Origin of the sequence: Cupriavidus sp. KB_39, assembly GCF_052114485.1 — a bacterium.
Taxonomy (GTDB): domain Bacteria; phylum Pseudomonadota; class Gammaproteobacteria; order Burkholderiales; family Burkholderiaceae; genus Cupriavidus.
Genome location: NZ_JBFREV010000005.1, coordinates 40,003 through 55,872, shown reverse-complemented (window position 1 = coordinate 55,872; position 15,870 = coordinate 40,003). Strand labels below are relative to the sequence as shown.

13 protein-coding genes are annotated in these 15,870 nt (G+C 67.8%); 10 read left to right on the top strand and 3 right to left on the bottom strand.

The genetic code is table 11. From position 1 onward, the window contains the following. Nucleotides 1–14: 14 nt before the first annotated feature. The gene (locus AB4Z27_RS05380) at nt 15–1,787 is read right to left on the bottom strand and encodes a potassium/proton antiporter (RefSeq protein ID WP_092290416.1); all 1,773 of its coding nucleotides are present in this window, start codon (nt 1,785–1,787) and stop codon (nt 15–17) included. 384 nt (nt 1,788–2,171) lie between these two features. Between AB4Z27_RS05380 and AB4Z27_RS05375 the strand changes: the two genes are divergently transcribed. The 3 genes from AB4Z27_RS05375 (at nt 2,172) to AB4Z27_RS05365 (ending at nt 6,020) form a co-directional block, all read left to right on the top strand. Further along, nucleotides 2,172–2,633, top strand: a complete 462-nt coding sequence (locus AB4Z27_RS05375) for a tripartite tricarboxylate transporter TctB family protein (protein WP_092290418.1) — start codon at nt 2,172–2,174, stop codon at nt 2,631–2,633. Between the two features lie 13 nt (nt 2,634–2,646). Further along, entirely contained in the window at nt 2,647–4,149 is a 1,503-nt protein-coding gene (locus tag AB4Z27_RS05370; RefSeq protein ID WP_441590591.1) for a tripartite tricarboxylate transporter permease, read from the top strand. A 311-nt stretch (nt 4,150–4,460) separates the two neighbouring features. Continuing rightward, nucleotides 4,461–6,020 (top strand): hypothetical protein, encoded by a 1,560-nt coding sequence (locus tag AB4Z27_RS05365; protein WP_143093845.1) that lies wholly within the window; start codon nt 4,461–4,463, stop codon nt 6,018–6,020. Nucleotides 6,021–6,033: 13 nt separating this feature from the next. Here AB4Z27_RS05365 and AB4Z27_RS05360 read toward each other — a convergent pair whose 3' ends face one another. Beyond that, the gene (locus AB4Z27_RS05360) at nt 6,034–6,918 is read right to left on the bottom strand and encodes a LysR substrate-binding domain-containing protein (RefSeq protein WP_092290424.1); all 885 of its coding nucleotides are present in this window, start codon (nt 6,916–6,918) and stop codon (nt 6,034–6,036) included. A gap of 147 nt (nt 6,919–7,065) precedes the next feature. Here AB4Z27_RS05360 and AB4Z27_RS05355 point away from each other — a divergent pair, with 147 nt between their 5' ends. The 5 genes from AB4Z27_RS05355 (at nt 7,066) to AB4Z27_RS05335 (ending at nt 12,080) form a co-directional block, all read left to right on the top strand. After that, nucleotides 7,066–8,043 (top strand): Bug family tripartite tricarboxylate transporter substrate binding protein, encoded by a 978-nt coding sequence (locus AB4Z27_RS05355; RefSeq protein WP_441644019.1) that lies wholly within the window; start codon nt 7,066–7,068, stop codon nt 8,041–8,043. A gap of 13 nt (nt 8,044–8,056) precedes the next feature. Continuing rightward, nucleotides 8,057–9,682: a gamma-glutamyltransferase gene (ggt, locus tag AB4Z27_RS05350; protein WP_441644018.1), complete on the top strand. Its 1,626-nt coding sequence runs from the start codon at nt 8,057–8,059 to the stop codon at nt 9,680–9,682. Between the two features lie 215 nt (nt 9,683–9,897). After that, nucleotides 9,898–10,758 carry a PhzF family phenazine biosynthesis protein gene (locus AB4Z27_RS05345; RefSeq protein ID WP_092290430.1) on the top strand — a complete coding sequence of 287 codons (861 nt, stop codon included), beginning with the start codon at nt 9,898–9,900 and terminating at the stop codon, nt 10,756–10,758. A gap of 35 nt (nt 10,759–10,793) precedes the next feature. Further along, nucleotides 10,794–11,411: a pyridoxamine 5'-phosphate oxidase family protein gene (locus AB4Z27_RS05340; RefSeq protein WP_092290432.1), complete on the top strand. Its 618-nt coding sequence runs from the start codon at nt 10,794–10,796 to the stop codon at nt 11,409–11,411. Nucleotides 11,412–11,456: 45 nt separating this feature from the next. Beyond that, nucleotides 11,457–12,080, top strand: a complete 624-nt coding sequence (locus AB4Z27_RS05335; protein WP_441644017.1) for an FMN-binding negative transcriptional regulator — start codon at nt 11,457–11,459, stop codon at nt 12,078–12,080. A 47-nt stretch (nt 12,081–12,127) separates the two neighbouring features. Here AB4Z27_RS05335 and AB4Z27_RS05330 read toward each other — a convergent pair whose 3' ends face one another. Then, a complete protein-coding gene (locus tag AB4Z27_RS05330; RefSeq protein ID WP_441644016.1) occupies nt 12,128–13,615 on the bottom strand; it encodes a CoA transferase in 1,488 nt (495 codons plus the stop codon). Nucleotides 13,616–13,856: 241 nt separating this feature from the next. Here AB4Z27_RS05330 and AB4Z27_RS05325 point away from each other — a divergent pair, with 241 nt between their 5' ends. Then, nucleotides 13,857–15,614, top strand: coding sequence for a glutamine--tRNA ligase/YqeY domain fusion protein (locus tag AB4Z27_RS05325; RefSeq protein WP_092290438.1), 1,758 nt, complete (start codon nt 13,857–13,859; stop codon nt 15,612–15,614). A 2-nt stretch (nt 15,615–15,616) separates the two neighbouring features. Then, on the top strand, nt 15,617–15,841 hold the full coding sequence (locus AB4Z27_RS05320) for an RNA-binding S4 domain-containing protein (RefSeq protein WP_092290440.1): 225 nt from the start codon (nt 15,617–15,619) through the stop codon (nt 15,839–15,841). The last annotated feature ends 29 nt before the right edge of the window (nt 15,842–15,870 follow it).

Here is a 15,870-nt window from a genome sequence, read left to right as displayed (position 1 = left end):
GGGCGGACGACCCGTCAAGGCGCCTTGCGCCGTAACTGCCACATCTTGTCCTTGATCGTGTCCTCGGTGGCCGGGCCGCGTGGCAGGAGCAGGCCGACCTGGACGATCTTCGGGCCTTCCATGCGGGTCACGGTCAGGCGGAGGCCGGCGATTTCCAGGGCGTCGCCTTCCACGGGGGGCGAGGGGAATACCGCCAGCATCGCGTCTTCCAGGGACCGGGCCGCCTCGTCGGCGGTCAGGGGGCGGGTGGCGTAGAGGGCGGCCACGTCGCGCAGCAGGGCATCGCCGGACAGCAGGAAATCGTGCGAGAGCTGCGCCCAGGCCGGGGCGCGCGCCGCGCTCTGGAACAGCCGCGACAGCAGCGGCACGGAGCCGCCGGGGGCCAGTACCGAGACGGCATCGCCCGCGCGCAGCACCACCTGCTCCAGCGGCACCAGCGCGCCGTCGCGCGCCACGGTCATCAGGCGGCTGCGCGGAGGGAGTTCGAGCTGGTCGGCGCGGAGGTCCACCACCGGCGCGTTGGCCGCCACGGAGAACTGCATCAATTCCAGCGCCGGCGAGCGGGTGCCCTGCAGGCGCTCCCGCGAGACCGGGTCGTTGTACGCCGGCCGCAGCACCCGGGCCAGCCGCGCCGCCAGCGCCACTGTCGTGCCCTGGCACAGCAGGCTGAACAGCACCACGGCGAATGCCACCCGGAATAGCAGCCCCGAGTCCTCCATGCCCTTCAGCAGCGGGAACAGCGACAGTACGATCGGCACCGCGCCGCGCAGGCCCATCCACGCCAGGAACCCCTTCTCGCGCCCATTGAAGCGGAACGGCAGCAGCGCGATCCACACCGCCACGGGCCGCGCCACCACCATCAGGAACAACGCCACGGCGCCCGCCGGCAGCGCCACCTCCCAGATCCGGCTCGGCGTGACCAGCAGGCCGAGCAGCAGGAACATCACCGATTGCGCCAGCCACGCCATGCCGTCCATGGCGCGCATGGTGTCGTCGGTCACGGCCCGTTCGCGATTGCCGACGATCATCCCGGTCAGGTAGACCGCCAGGAAGCCGCTGCCGTGCGCCGACTGGACCAGCGCGAAGACCATGCAGCCGGCCGCACAGACCAGGATGGCCTGGAGGCCCTCGGCCACATGGATGCGCTCCATCACCCGCGCCACGCCCAGGCCCAGCACCACGCCGAGCACCCCGCCCACGCCGAACTGCACCACCAGCCGCCACGCCAGCGCGCTGGCGGTCAGGCCGTCCGGCGCCGTGATCCATTCGATCAGCGTCAGGGTCAGGAAAATCGCCATGGGGTCATTGATGCCCGACTCGATCTCCAGCACGCTCGCCACCCGCTCCTTGAGTCGGATGCCGCTGCCGTTGAGCAGCGAGAACACCGCCGCGGCGTCCGTGGAGCCGACGATGGCGCCGAGCAGCAGGCCGAGCTTCCAGTCGATGCCGAGCATCCACGCCGCGAACAGCCCGACCAGCACCGCCGTAATCCCCACCCCGACCGTCGCCAGTGACAGCGATGGCCGCAACGCCACGCGGAAGGTGGCGAAGCGCGTGCGCAGGCCCCCGTCGAGCAGGATCACGGCCAGCGCGATATTGCCCACCAGGAAGCTGAGCCAGGTATTGGCGAAGCGGATGCCGCCGGGCCCGTCCACGCCGGCCAGCATGCCGACCGCCAGGAACACCAGCAGGAACGGCACGCCGAAGCGCGCCGAGAACACGCCGAGCAGGATGCCCAGCGTCATCACCACGGCGCCGATCAGGATGGCATGGTCGATACTTTCCAATCGATTCCTTTCATTGCGCCACGCTGGGCCGGGGGAGTGCGACCGATGATAGCGCACGCCCCTCCGCCGCCCTCCCGCCGCCCCGCCCGGTACCGGCGGCGGCACCTCGCCGCGACACCCCTTCCGCGCAATTTCCCTTGCCTTGTCAACGACTTACGTTCGGCTTTCGGACAACTTTCGCCTGACTTTCAGACGTCTGCGTAGGGAGATACCCTGAAGTTGACCCTGATTGCAGACATATGAAAGGTAGCTGAAAGGATGCGCTTTTAACTTCCACCCTGCTCGTGACGGGGTTGGGGGGAGCTGTCCCTTCGGGACGGTGCGCAACATGCGTACACCAATCACCGCACGCGGATTTCAAGCTTTATATCGAGGAGAATCATTTTGCGCATACGTAGCCAAAAGGACTTTGCCTCCGGCCTGATGTTTGTCCTGGTCGGATTCGGCTTTTCCTTCGTCGCCCGTGGCTATTCCATGGGAACGGCCGCCAAGATGGGACCGGGATACTTCCCGTTCTGGCTCGGCATCGTGCTCGCCATACTTGGCGCGCTAGTCCTGTGGGGATCGTTGTCGTCCAAGGGCGAGGAAGACCAGCTGGCCCGCTGGGATATCAAGAGCCTGCTGTGGATCCTGGGTGCCGTGGTGTTGTTCGGCCTGCTGCTCAAGCCGCTTGGCATGGTGCTGTCGGTGCTCGTACTGGTGCTGGTCTCCTCGATGGCCAGCCATGAATTCAGCTGGAAGGGAGCTATCCTCAACTCGATCATCCTCGTGGTGATCAGCCTGGGCGCCTTCGTGTACGGCATCAACCTGCAGATGCCGGTGTGGCCGGCTTTCCTGGCGAACTGAGGAGACGGCCGAAATGGAACTGTTGACCAACCTTGGTCTGGGCTTCTCCACCGCCCTGACCTTCCAGAACCTGGCATACGCCTTCGCGGGCTGTATTCTCGGGACCCTGATCGGCGTGCTGCCGGGCCTCGGGCCCCTGGCCACGATCGCCATGCTGCTGCCGGTGACCTACACGCTGCCCCCGGTGGCGGCGCTGATCATGCTGGCCGGTATCTACTACGGCGCCCAGTACGGTGGCTCCACCACGGCAATTCTGGTGAACCTGCCGGGTGAATCGTCGTCGGTGGTGACCACCATCGATGGCTATCAGATGGCGAGGCGAGGCAGGGCCGGGGTGGCGCTGGCCACAGCGGGTATCGGCTCGTTCTTCGCCGGCTGCGTGGCCACGCTGATCCTGGCTGCTTTCGCGGCCCCGCTGTCGGAACTGGCGTTCAAGTTCGGTCCCGCCGAATACTTCTCGCTGATGGTGCTCGGCCTGATCGGTGCCGTGGTACTGGCTTCGGGCTCGCTGGTAAAGGCCATCTCGATGATCGTGCTGGGCCTGCTGCTGGGCCTGGTCGGTACCGACGTGAACTCGGGCGCGGCGCGCTTCTCGTTCGACGTCCCCGAGCTGACCGACGGCCTGAACTTCGTGTCGGTGGCCATGGGTGTGTTCGGTTTCGCGGAAATCATCGCGAACCTGGAGCAGAAGGAACACCGCGAGACGTTCACGGATCATGTGACCAACCTGTTCCCGACCAAGGAAGACTTCAAGCGCATGATCCCGGCCATCCTGCGTGGCACGGCCCTGGGCTCGGCGCTGGGTATCCTCCCGGGCGGCGGTGCGGCACTGGCCTCGTTCGCGGCCTACTCGCTCGAGAAGAAGACCTCGAAGTACGCGCATGAGTTCGGCAAGGGCGCCATCGAAGGCGTGGCGGGTCCGGAATCGGCCAACAACGCCGCGGCACAGACCTCCTTCATCCCGCTGCTGACGCTGGGCATTCCGCCCAACGCCGTGATGGCGCTGATGGTAGGCGCGATGACCATCCACAACATCCAGCCCGGTCCGCAGGTCATGACCAGCAACCCGGCGCTGTTCTGGGGCCTGATCGCCTCGATGTGGATCGGCAACTTCATCCTGATCATCCTGAACCTGCCGATGATCGGTATCTGGGTCAAGCTGCTCAAGGTGCCGTACCGCTTCCTGTACCCGGCCATCCTGACGTTCTGCTGCATCGGCGTGTACTCGGTCCAGAACACCACGTTCGACGTGTTCCAGACCGCGGCCTTCGGCGTGATCGGCTATCTGTTCATCAAGCTCAAGTGCGAACCGGCGCCGCTGCTGCTCGGCTTCGTGCTCGGACCGATGATGGAAGAGAACTTCCGCCGCTCGCTGCTGCTGTCGCGTGGTGACTTCACCGTGTTCGTGACGCGCCCGCTGTCGATGGGCCTGCTGATCGCCGCGGCGATCCTGGTGGCGATCGTGGCGATGCCGTCGATCAAGTCCAAGCGCGAAGAAGCGTTCCAGGAAGAATAAGGCTTACCCTGGCCGGGGGTACCGGCCACACAACGCAAGCTCAGGGCGCCTTATGGCGCCCTTTTTTTATGCGCTTTCTTCCTGAAACGCCAATGGCCATGCGGCATGCGCGATGGTCATTGTTGGCGGCAATGGCAATGGTGCGATTGGTGTCGGAACGTACATAAGGTGCCCCGGCGTCCCGGCAACATGCGCGTGTATTCCCTCCCTTACATGCGCCCAGAGGACTTGCCATGATGCGTACCGCAAGCCATCGACCGCACGGGTTGTCCCACGGGTCTGCCACGACGCCCGCCGGGATGGTCACCGCCTTGGTCATTGTGTTTTTCTTCAGCCTCGCCATGCTGCTGTCCAGCGGACGGCTGGCTAGCGGCGACGCGGGCGAGCAATACCGTTCAGCGCAGTTGCTGGCGGCCACGGGGCAGCTCGGCAGTCCGGTCAATCCGCCCCTGCTGACGTACTGGAACAAGGGCCCTGACGGCCTCTACTACGAACCCCACGACGTGGGCGCGCTGCTGCTGATGATGCCCGGCGCCCTGATCGACGAGGCGCTCGACGATATCGACTCCTACCACCTGGTACGCGACCGCTACGTTGGCCGCACGTATGGCAAGCTGATCACCTCGTTCGTCTACGCGGCGTACAACACGCTCGGCGTGATCTTCATGTTCCTGCTGATGCGCGAGTTCTGCTCCGCCCGCGCGGCCTTCGGGCTGGCGCTGGTGTTCTACGCCGGCACGACCTTCATGCCCTACGCCAAGACGGCCTGGGATGTGACCCCGGCTGCGGCCAGCCTCTGCGCCTGGCTGTACTTCATGGCCCGCGCGCTACGGCCGCCCACGTCGCTGTGGGTCTTCGTGGCCGCCGGCGTGGCCCTCGGGCTGGCCTGCTCGTTCCGCTACTCACTGCTGCCGTTCTTCGGCATGGGCGTGCTCTGGCTGCTGTGGATGGAGCGCGCGCGCCACAAGACCGGCTTCGCGGTGCTGCTGGTGGCGCTCGGCATCACCATGCTGCCCGCCTTCTACTACAACCACATCCGCACCGGCCTGTTCCTGCGCCCCGCCATCGCCGCCGACCTGCACCTCTCGGACAGCCTCGCGCTCAACGGCAACCCGCTGACCGGCCTGCTCGGCCTGCTGGCCAGCCCCAACATGGGCCTGTTCCTGTTCGCGCCGGTGCTGCTGCTGGCCCTGTTCGTATTCAAGATGCGCCACACGCTGCCCGCGCGCCAGAAGCACCTGCTGTACGCGGCGCTGGCGTCCGGGGTCTGCTACCTGCTGATGATCGCGCACATGAAGAACTGGGGGCATTTCGGCTGGGGCCCGCGCTACATGGTGCCGCTGCTGCCGGTGCTGTTCTTCGCGGCGGCCCCAGCGCTGCAATGGATGTGGCAGCACGCCCGGCGCACGGCGGTGCCGCTGCTGGTCATCTCGTTCCTGCTCAACCTGGCGCCCACGCTGATCAACTGGCATGTGATCGTGGGCGAGTTCCCCGGCGCGCGGCCGCAGAACTCGGCCCTGCCCTACCAGCACATCGGCGTCTGGACCGGCATCCAGATGAGCCTGGCCGGCGAGCCGCTGGTGTTCCCCAAGACCAACGACCCCAAGACCGCCATGACCGATGCCGCGCGGCGCTTCCCGGACCTCTTCGCGATGCGGCTGGTCGAGCTGTCCCCGGCCGGCAAGGCGGCGGGCACGCTCTGGACCTTGCTGTTCCTGGCCGGGATGCTGCTGTCGCTACGGCATATCCTGGCCGCGACGGCGCCGCCGCGGCGGCCGGGGTCATCCCCACGCGGGATGGCAGCCACCCCGGCACATGTGCAGCCATCGACACATCAGGCATCCCGTCGCGCGGGCGCCGACCGGCCATAGCCGCCCACTACGCCTAGCTGGCGAACAGCGCCTCGCAGGCTGACCGGATCGCCTCCGTGACATGGGCGCGGCCGTGGTCGCGCCGCTCAAGCATGCCGAGCGTGCGCACCACGGGCTCGCCGCCCGCCTGCAGCGGCAGCAGGCGCAGCGCGGGATCCTCGTGCCAGCGCGCCAGCCGCAGCAGCGGCACCACCGTCACCCCCACCTCCTGCCGCACCAGTTCCACCAGCGCCTCGATCGAATTCAGTTCGAGGAACTCGTTGGTACGCAGGTGCGCGCGCCGCAGCGCCCGCTCCACCAGCGCGCCGGTGCGCTGGCCCCGGTCGAACCGAAGGAAGGGATTGGCGGCCAGCGCCTCGCGCGCGGTCTCGCCGGGGCTGCCGCGCGCGGCAATCGCCACCAGCGGCTCCTGGTAGAGCGGCGTCCAGCGCAGCGTGCCGGCGGGCCGGCCCGCGCCCTCCACCAGGAACGCGGCGTCCAGTTCGCCACTTTCCACCTGCTCGGCCAGATCGATGGACTTGGCGCCGACCAGCCGCACGTCCAGCGCCGGATAGGCCCGCTTGAGCCGCGCCACCACGTGCGAGAGCCCGCCCATCACCGACACCACCGCCCCCACCGCCACGGCGCCCGCCATATCCTCGGCGCCCCCCTGTGGCAGGCGCATTTCCTCGTACAGCGCCAGCAGCCGGCGCGCCTGCGGCAGCAGTTCGCGGCCGTCCGCGTTCAGCACGGCCACCCGCCCGCTGCGGTCGAACAGTTCACGGCGCAGTTCCTGTTCGAGCGAGCGCATCTGCAGGCTGACCGCCGCCTGCGTCAGCGCCACGCGGCCGGCGGCGGCGGCAAACGAGCCCTGCTCGGCCACGGCGACGAAGGTGCGGAGAAATCGGATGGTACTCATGTGAGTCGATTCACAAGGTTTTCTTGTTGATCACAAAAGGAATATTAGCTTTCATTGTGACCCGGCGCGCGGAATAATGATGGGCGAGCCTTGATTTGGCTCGGTTTTTCCTGCCTGCCTGCCCGTTATCCGCATCGGAGAAGAAGAATGACTTCCTGGCTACGCCTGCTCGGCATCGGCCTTACCACGAGCCTGACCCTGGTTGCCGCGCCGTCGCACGCGGATACGTATCCGTCCAAGCCGATCCGGCTGATCGTGCCGTTCCCGGCCAGCGGCGCCACCGACCTGCTGGCGCGCGCGATCGCCCAGAAGGTGGGCACCAACATGGGCCAGCAGATCGTGGTGGATAACCGTCCGGGCGCGGGTGGCGCCATCGGCTCCGACATGGCCGCCAAGGCCCCCGCCGACGGCTACACGCTGCTGATCGCCACGACCAGCACGCACTCGATCGGCCCCTATATCAATACGCACCTGCCGTACAACACCGAGACCGACTTCACGCCGATCGGCCAGGTAGCCGTGGCCACCAACGTGCTGGTGGTGCCGAACCAGCTCCCGGTGAAGAATGTGAAGGAGCTGATCGACTACGCCAAGAAGCATCCGGGCGAGCTGAACTACGCCTCCAGCGGCAACGGCACCGTGGTGCACCTGACCGCCGAGGCGTTCAAGGCGCAGGCCGGCGTGTTCATCACCCATATCCCGTATCGCGGCACGGCGCTGGCGGTGCCGGATCTGATCTCGAACAAGGTGCAGGTGCTGTTCGACAGCATCGTCTCCGGCATGCCGCACGTGAAGGACGGCAAGCTCAAGGCGCTGGCCGTGACCAGCCTCAAGCGCTCGCCGCTGGCGCCGGACCTGCCGACGGCAAGCGAATCGGGCCTGCCGGGCTTCGAGTCGGACACGTGGTTCGGCATCTACGGCCCCAAGGGGCTGCCGGCTGACGTGATCACCCGGCTCAACGCCGAGTTCAACAAGGCGATCCAGTCGCAGGACGTGCGCGACCGCCTGGGCAAGCTCGGCGCCGAACCGGTCGGCGGCACGCCAGCGCAGTTCGCGGCCATGGTCAAGAAGGACAGCGCCCGCTGGGGCAAGCTGATCAAGGATCGCAAGATTCAGGTGGACTAAGAGAGAGACAACCATGAAGAACTTCAACTGGACCAACCCATACCCCACCGTGCGCATTCCGCTGTTCGCGCGCAACGTGGTCTCCACCTCGCACCCGCTGGCGGCGCAGGCCGGCCTGCGCATGCTGCTCAAGGGCGGCAATGCCGTCGATGCGGCCATCGCCGCTGCCGCCGCCATCACGCTGGTGGAGCCGGTCTCGTGCGGCCTGGGCAGCGACGCCTTCGCGATTCTTTGGGACGGCAAGGAACTCCACGGCCTGAACTCGTCGGGCGTGGCCCCGGCCGCCTGGAACCCCGAGTACTTCAAGAACAAGTACGGCGTGGACGGCAACGGCCTCGCCAATCGCCCGATCCGCGGCTGGGATGCGGTCACCGTGCCGGGCATGGTGGCCGGCTGGGCCGCGCTGCACGAGAAGTTCGGCAAGCTGCCGTTCGAAGACCTGATGGAGCCGGCGATCGAGATCGCCGAGCGCGGCTACGCCGTGCCGCCCGTGGTAGCGCACAAGTGGGCCGCCGCCGTGCCGGACCTGAAGACCCAGCCGGGCTTCGCCGACACCTTCATGCCGCATGGCCGCGCGCCGAACGTGGGCGAGAAGTTCGTCTTCAAGGCCGCCGCCGACACCCTGCGCAAGATCGGCGCCACCAAGGGCCGCGCCTACTATGAAGGCGAGATCGCCGAGAAGATCGCCGCCTTCAGCAAGGAATGCGGCGCGGCGATGACGCTGGACGACCTGCGCAACTATCGCCCGGACTGGGTCAAGCCGATCAGCCAGTCCTATCGCGGCTACGACGTGCACGAGATTCCGCCGAACGGCCAGGGCATTGCCGCGCTGATCGCGCTGGGCATCCTCGACCAGTTCGACGTCGGCTCGCTGCCGGTGGACTCGGTGGACTCGCAGCATCTGCAGATCGAGGCGATGAAGCTGGCCTTCGCCGACCTCTACCGCTACGTGGCCGACCCGCGCACGATGGAAGTCACGCCCGAGCAGATGCTGGATCCGGCCTACCTGAAGTCCCGCGCCAAGCTGATCAACATGCAGCGCGCCACGCCGTTCACGCCTGGCATGCCGAAGACCGGCGGCACGATCTACCTGACCGCCGCCGACGAGAACGGCATGATGATCTCGTTCATCCAGTCGAACTACATGGGCTTCGGCTCGGGCGTGGTGGTGCCGAACACCGGCATCAGCCTGCAGAACCGTGGCGTGGGTTTCTCGATGGATCCGAAGTCCGCCAACGTGGTGGCTGGCGGCAAGCGCCCGTTCCACACCATCATCCCGGCCTTCCTGACCAAGGACGGCCAGCCGGTGATGAGCTTCGGCGTAATGGGCGGCGACATGCAGCCGCAGGGCCACGTGCAGACCGTGGTGCGCATGCTCGACTACGACCAGCAACCGCAGGCCGCCTGCTGCGCGCCGCGCTGGAAGGTCAACCGTGACTTCACGCTCGACGTGGAAGGCACGATGGACCCGACCACCGTGGCCGGCCTGAAGGATCGTGGCCACCAGCTCAAGTCCGTGAACGACCCCTACATGGACTTCGGCTCCGGCCAGTTCATCTGGCGCCTGTCCGACGATGCCGAACAGGGCTACGTGGCCGCCAGCGACAGTCGCCGCGACGGCCAGGCCGTGGGCTTCTGATCGACCGCACTATATATATAGAGAAGCACCGCAGTACCGCCGTACCGCAGTAGCCGTCCTGCAAGGCGCCAAGGGGCAACCCTGGCGCCTTTTTTCATGGCCGACGGCCGGGCGGCGCGCCAACTGTTCTGTTCGCGGCGCGTGGAACTGTGCATGGTGCGCCGCGCCGTGCGCACTACACTGGCAATTCGTCCAATTTCCTGCCCGTTCCCGCCATGGCCTCCTACGCCTTCCGCATCGTCAACGTCTTCGCCGAGACCACGCTTGGCGGCAATCCCCTCTGTGTGTTCGAGGACGCGCGCGGCCTGGACGACGCCACGATGCAGGCGCTGGCGCTGCAATTCAACCTCTCAGAGACCACCTTCGTGCTGCCGTCCGAGCGCGCGACGGCGGCCGTGCGGATCTTCACCCCGGGCTACGAGATGCGTTTCGCCGGTCACCCGACGCTGGGCACGGCCCATGTGGTGCGCGACCTCGCAAAAACCGGGGATGCGCTCACCCTCGAATTCAAGGCCGGCCTGGTACCGGTGACCGCCGCCGGCGACCGCTGGACCCTGACCGCGCCGCACGAGGGCGCCCCGCGCACCGCACCGGCTGGCCTGCCCGATGCCGACATGGCCTCCCTGCTGGGCCTGTCCGCCGACGATCTGGCCGGCTCGCCGATGTGGGTGGATACCGGCGCCGACCAGTTGCTGGTGCCGCTGAAGACGCCGGACGCCGTGCGCCGCGCCGCACCCGACAGCAGCCGGCTCGACCAGTGGCCGCAGAGCAGCCTGGGCCGCAAGACCGCCTATGTGTTCGCCTTCGACCCGACGCAGCCCGGCAAGGTGCTCGTGCGCTACTTCTTCACCAAGCAGGGCGGCGGCGTGGCCGAAGACCCGGGCACCGGCTCGGCCTGCGCCAACCTCGGCGGCTGGCTGCTGGCCACGGGTCACGCGCTGCCGGCCACGTACGAGGTGGATCAGGGCGAACAGGTCGACCGCCGCTGCCGGCTGGACCTCGCCGTGACCACCGATGGCGCGATCCGCGTGGGCGGCCGCGTGGTCGAGATCGGACGTGGCACTATTACGATCTGACAAGATTCGATCCCCCGCCTCCCCCCCTCTCCGCCATGACCTCACACGACATTGCCGCGCTCGCCGACCTCGAAACGCTGTACGCGGAGCCGGCCGGCGCCTCGCTGGCCAAGGAAGTCGACTACCTGCACCCGCATTACCGCGCCTTCGTGGATGCCTCGCCGTTCTGCCTGCTGTCCACGATGAACGCGCACGGCGGCGACTGCTCGCCACGCGGGGACCAGCCCGGCTTCGTGCAGGTGCTGGACGACCGCACGCTGCTGCTGCCGGACCGGCGCGGCAACAACCGCATCGACAGCCTGCGCAATATCGTCAACGACCCGCGCGTGGGCCTGCTGTTCCTCGTGCCGGGCGTCAACGAAACGCTGCGCGTGAGCGGCGTGGCGAAGATCTCGACCGACCCCGCGCTGATCGCGCGCTGCGTGCATGACGGCAAGGCGCCGACCACGGTGCTGGTGATCTCGATCCGCTCGGTATTCTTCCAATGCGCCCGCGCCCTCGTGCGCTCGGCGCTGTGGTCGCCCGAGACCCAGATTCCGCGCGAGCGCCTGCCGAGCACGGGCACCATGGTCGCCGAACTGAGCAAGAACGCCATCGACGGCGCCACGTACGACCGCGAACTGCCCGAGCGCATGCGCAAGACGCTGTACTAGCCGGTACTCACGGCCTGCCCCACCCCCACAAAAAGAGAATCTGCCATGTACATGCCGTCCCACTTCGCCAGCGACAACCCTGACCTGATCGACGAGGTCATGCGCCGCTACGCCTTCGCCACGCTGGTCGGCACCGATGCGGATGGCCTGCCGTTCGCCACGCACCTGCCCGTGGTGGCGGAGCGGGCGTCCGAGGGCGGCTGGCGCATCGAGGGGCACGTCGCACGTGCCAATCCGCACTGGAAGTGGCTCGAGCAGACCCCGCGCGCGCTGCTCGTGTTCCAGGGCCCGCATGGCTACGTGTCGCCGTCGCTCTATGACCAGAAGCTGTCCGTGCCGACCTGGAACTACGTGGCCGTGCATGTCTACGGCGAGATCACCACGGTCCACGACGCCACTGACAAGGACGCGCTGCTCAAGCGGCTGATCAGCCGCAACGAGCCGGGCTACGCCCAGCAGTGGCGCGACCTGCCCGAGGATTTCCAGCAGAAGATGCTAGGCGCCATCGTCGGGCTGCGGCTGGTGCCGACGCGCGTGGAAGGCAAGTTCAAGCTAAGCCAGAACCGCCCCGCCACCGACCGCGCCCGGATCCTGGAAGCCCAGCGCGCCGGCTCCGCCATCGAGCAGGACATGGCCGACTGGATGGCAAGGCTGACCGGCGCGAACTGACGGTCCGTTGTCTTGCTCCCCTCTCCCAAAGGGAGAGGGGAGAAAATTCACCCACGCCGCAGCCACTCCGGCGCGTGGGTGCCGAGCGGCACCGAGGGCAGCGCCCAGTGCGCGGGCGTCTCGGACAGCCGGGCGGCATGGCGCACCACGGTCAGCTCTCCAAACCCCGACTCCTCTACCTCCAGCAGGTCCGACATCTCGTCGAAATGCGGGTCCGGCACGCGCCAGCCCTCCGGCACGCGGCCCTGCCCACGCAGCCATTGCCCCACCTGCGCCAGCGACACCCGCACGTGCCAGCTTCCGCCCTCCACCGCGCGCCGGTGCAGCGCGGCCATCGCGCCGAACGCCAGCAGGTAGCCCGCCGCGTGGTCGAGCACTTGGGCCGGCAGCGGCTTGGGCTCGGCACTGCCGGCCGCCCGCGCCTCGTCGTCGTTGAAGCCGGTGGCCGTCTGCACGAGCGAATCGAAGCCGCGCTTGCCCGCCCACGGCCCCACGTGCCCGTAGGCCGACAACGACACATAGACGATGCCGGGCCGCGCCCGCGCCGCGGCCTCCGGGCCGGCGCCCAGTTCGGCCAGCCCGCCCGGGCGATAGCCCTGCACCACCACATCGGCGCCATGCAGCAGCTTGTGCAGCGTGCGCTTGTCGTCCGGGTCGCGCAGATCGAGCTGGCAGGAGCGCTTGCCGCGCCCGGTGTCGATCACCAGCGGCGCGATGGCCGGCAGGTGCGCGGCCGTCACCAGCAGCACATCGGCGCCATGCGCGGCCAGCGTGCGCCCCGCCACCGGGCCGGCGATGATCCGCGTGAAATCGAGCACGCGCACGCCGGTCAGCGGGCGGGCATCGACATTGATCTCGGCATGGTCCGCCAGCGGCGGCAGGGGCTGGGGCGGCGCCTCGCCGATCTTCTCGATCGTCACCGGCGGCAGCCCGGCAATGGCCTGCGCCTGCGGGTGCGCGCGCCAGGTGTCATAGGGCCGCATGGCGGCCACCACGAGCCCGGCGTCCGACGCGGCGGACTCGAACGCCTCGGCCTCCCATCGGCCCAGCGCCGCGCGCACCGCGTCCTTGGTGTGCGCGCACTGGAGCAGGCGCAGCACGCCGTCGCGGTGATGGGGGAAATTGGTGTGCAGCCGGACCCAACGCCCGTCGCCACACGGGTACAGGCCGGCGATCTTGTCCCAGAGTTCGGGCGCCGGCCCGCCGTTCACGCGCAGGTAGCGCTCGCTGCGGAATTCCGCCAGCGCGTGGCGCATGTCCACCGCCACGTCCTGCCAGCGGTCCGTGCGCTGCGCCCAGAGCGCCGCCGCAGCCAGCGCGGACGCCCCGAGGCTGGCCTGCGCCGCCGTGCCCACGGCGAAGCTCGATGGCAGGATGGGGTCCGCACCGGTCAGCGCCAGGTGCGCAAGCGCCTCGGGCGGCAGGCCGGCGCCGTGCCAGAGACCGGCCAGGGCGTCCGCCGGCAAGGTGGCCGAGGCTGACGAACCGGCCGAAATGGCCGGGACGGACGAATCAGGAGAGGAAGCAGTGTTCATGGGTTGTGTTCCCGCAACATGGCCCAACCTTTTCATGCCACGATGGCGGCATGCGATGACCTGCCGTGGATTCTGCACCACTTGTGGCCACCGCGCTGTGAGCCGATTCTGAAAATAGCGGCGCACCGCCGGGTTGCCCCGCAGGCACGGTAAAATCCCGCCATTCCACCGAACAAGGGGAGCCGGAGCACGTCCCGGGGCCCCACACCATGCCATTGGCCGCGTGCGACGCGGCGCCACCATGAGCCAAGACAACAAGCCTACCGACAAGACCGACAACCCGGCCTCCTCGAACTTCCTGCGCAGCATCATCGACCAGGATCTGGCCGCGGGCACCTACGCCGGGCGGACGGACACCCAGGGCGCCGCGCTGCCGCCGGTCATCACGCGCTTCCCGCCGGAGCCGAACGGCTACCTGCACATCGGCCACGCCAAGAGCATCTGTGTGAACTTCGGCCTGGCGCGCGACTACGCCGGCCAGTGCCACCTGCGCTTCGATGACACCAATCCGGTCAAGGAAGACACCGAGTACGTCGACTCGATCATCGACGCCGTGCACTGGCTCGGCTTCTCGTGGGACGCCAAAGCGCCGGGCGGCAAGCCGCACCTGTACTACGCCAGCGACTACTTCGAGCAACTGTACGCCTTTGCGGAAACGCTGATCGAGCGCGGCGCCGCCTATGTGGACAGCCAGACCGCCGAGCAGATCGCCGCCACGCGTGGCAACTTCTCCGAGCCGGGCAAGCCCTCGCCGTTCCGCGACCGCACGGTGGAAGAGAACCTCGCGCTGTTCCGCGACATGCGCGCCGGCAAGTACGGCGATGGCGAGCACGTACTGCGCGCCAAGATCGACATGACCGCACCGAACATCGTGTTGCGCGACCCGGTGCTCTACCGCATCCGCCACGCCCATCACCACCGTACCGGCGATGCGTGGTGCATCTACCCGATGTACGACTTCACGCACTGCATCTCGGACGCGATCGAGAACATCACGCATTCGCTGTGCACGCTGGAGTTCGAGAACAACCGCCCGCTGTACGACTGGGTGCTCCAGCACCTGCGCGAAGCTGGCGTGTTCCGCGACCCGCTGCCGCACCAGTACGAGTTCGCGCGCCTGAACCTGACCTACGCCATCACCAGCAAGCGCAAGCTCAAGCAGCTGGTGGACGAAAACCGCGTGGACGGCTGGGACGATCCGCGCATGCCCACCATCGTCGGCATCCGCCGCCGGGGCTATACGCCGGAATCGATCCAGCTGTTCTGCGACCGCGTGGGCGTGTCGAAGGCCGATAGCTGGATCGACATGAGCACGCTGGAAGGCGCCGTGCGCGACGACCTTGACGCGCGCGCCCCGCGCAGCGTGGGCGTGCTCGACCCGGTCAAGCTGATCCTGGACAACTACCCGGAAGGCCAGACCGAGGAATGCTCGGCGCCGGTGCACCCCAAGCAGCCCGAACTGGGCCGCCGCGTGTTCCCCATCTCGCGCGAACTGTGGATCGAGCGCGACGACTTTACCGAGACGCCGCCCAAGGGCTACTTCCGGCTGTTCCCGGGTAACAAGGTGCGCCTGCGCTACGGCTACGTGATCGAGTGCACGGGCGTGGACAAGGACGCGGACGGCAATGTGGTGGCCGTGCACGCGAACTACCTGCCGGAAACCAAGAGCGGCACGCCGGGCGCGGACAGCGTCAAGGTCAAGGGCAACATCCACTGGGTCAGCGCGCCGCATGCGGTCGAAGCCGAAGTGCGCCTGTACGACCGCCTGTTCAACGACCCGAACCCCGACGCCGGCGGCAAGAACTTCCTCGAGGCGCTGAACCCGGATTCCAAGAAGGTGGTCAAGGCCTACCTGGAGCCGGGCCTGCGCGACGCCAAGCCGGAAGACCGCTTCCAGTTCGAGCGTCACGGCTACTTCGTGGCAGACCGTACCGATTCGCAGCCGGGCAAGCCCGTCTTCAATCGCACGGTTGGCCTGAAAGATAGCTGGGGCAAGTGACGATGACGACACAAACGATCAAATTTCCGCTCGAGGGCGAGTTCATCGCCCTGAACGACCTGCTGAAGCTGGCCGGCGTCTGTGACAGCGGCGGCGCCGGCAAGGCGCTGGTGGCGGCCGGCGAGGTCTCGGTGGATGGCGCGGCCGAGTCGCGCAAGACCGCCAAGATCCGCGCCGGGCAGGTGGTGACCATGGCCGGCGTGCGCATCAAGGTGGTGGCCGCCTGATATAGAACCCGAGAACCGAAGGGACACAA

Coding starts and splice junctions, on each gene's coding strand:
- AB4Z27_RS05320 (WP_092290440.1), top strand. CDS start 15,617: ATGACGACACAAACGATCAAATTTCCGCTCGAGGGCGAGTTCATCGCC.
- AB4Z27_RS05360 (WP_092290424.1), bottom strand. CDS start 6,918: ATGAGTACCATCCGATTTCTCCGCACCTTCGTCGCCGTGGCCGAGCAG.
- AB4Z27_RS05345 (WP_092290430.1), top strand. CDS start 9,898: ATGGCCTCCTACGCCTTCCGCATCGTCAACGTCTTCGCCGAGACCACG.
- AB4Z27_RS05340 (WP_092290432.1), top strand. CDS start 10,794: ATGACCTCACACGACATTGCCGCGCTCGCCGACCTCGAAACGCTGTAC.
- AB4Z27_RS05355 (WP_441644019.1), top strand. CDS start 7,066: ATGACTTCCTGGCTACGCCTGCTCGGCATCGGCCTTACCACGAGCCTG.
- AB4Z27_RS05330 (WP_441644016.1), bottom strand. CDS start 13,615: ATGAACACTGCTTCCTCTCCTGATTCGTCCGTCCCGGCCATTTCGGCC.
- AB4Z27_RS05370 (WP_441590591.1), top strand. CDS start 2,647: ATGGAACTGTTGACCAACCTTGGTCTGGGCTTCTCCACCGCCCTGACC.
- AB4Z27_RS05335 (WP_441644017.1), top strand. CDS start 11,457: ATGTACATGCCGTCCCACTTCGCCAGCGACAACCCTGACCTGATCGAC.
- AB4Z27_RS05325 (WP_092290438.1), top strand. CDS start 13,857: ATGAGCCAAGACAACAAGCCTACCGACAAGACCGACAACCCGGCCTCC.
- ggt (WP_441644018.1), top strand. CDS start 8,057: ATGAAGAACTTCAACTGGACCAACCCATACCCCACCGTGCGCATTCCG.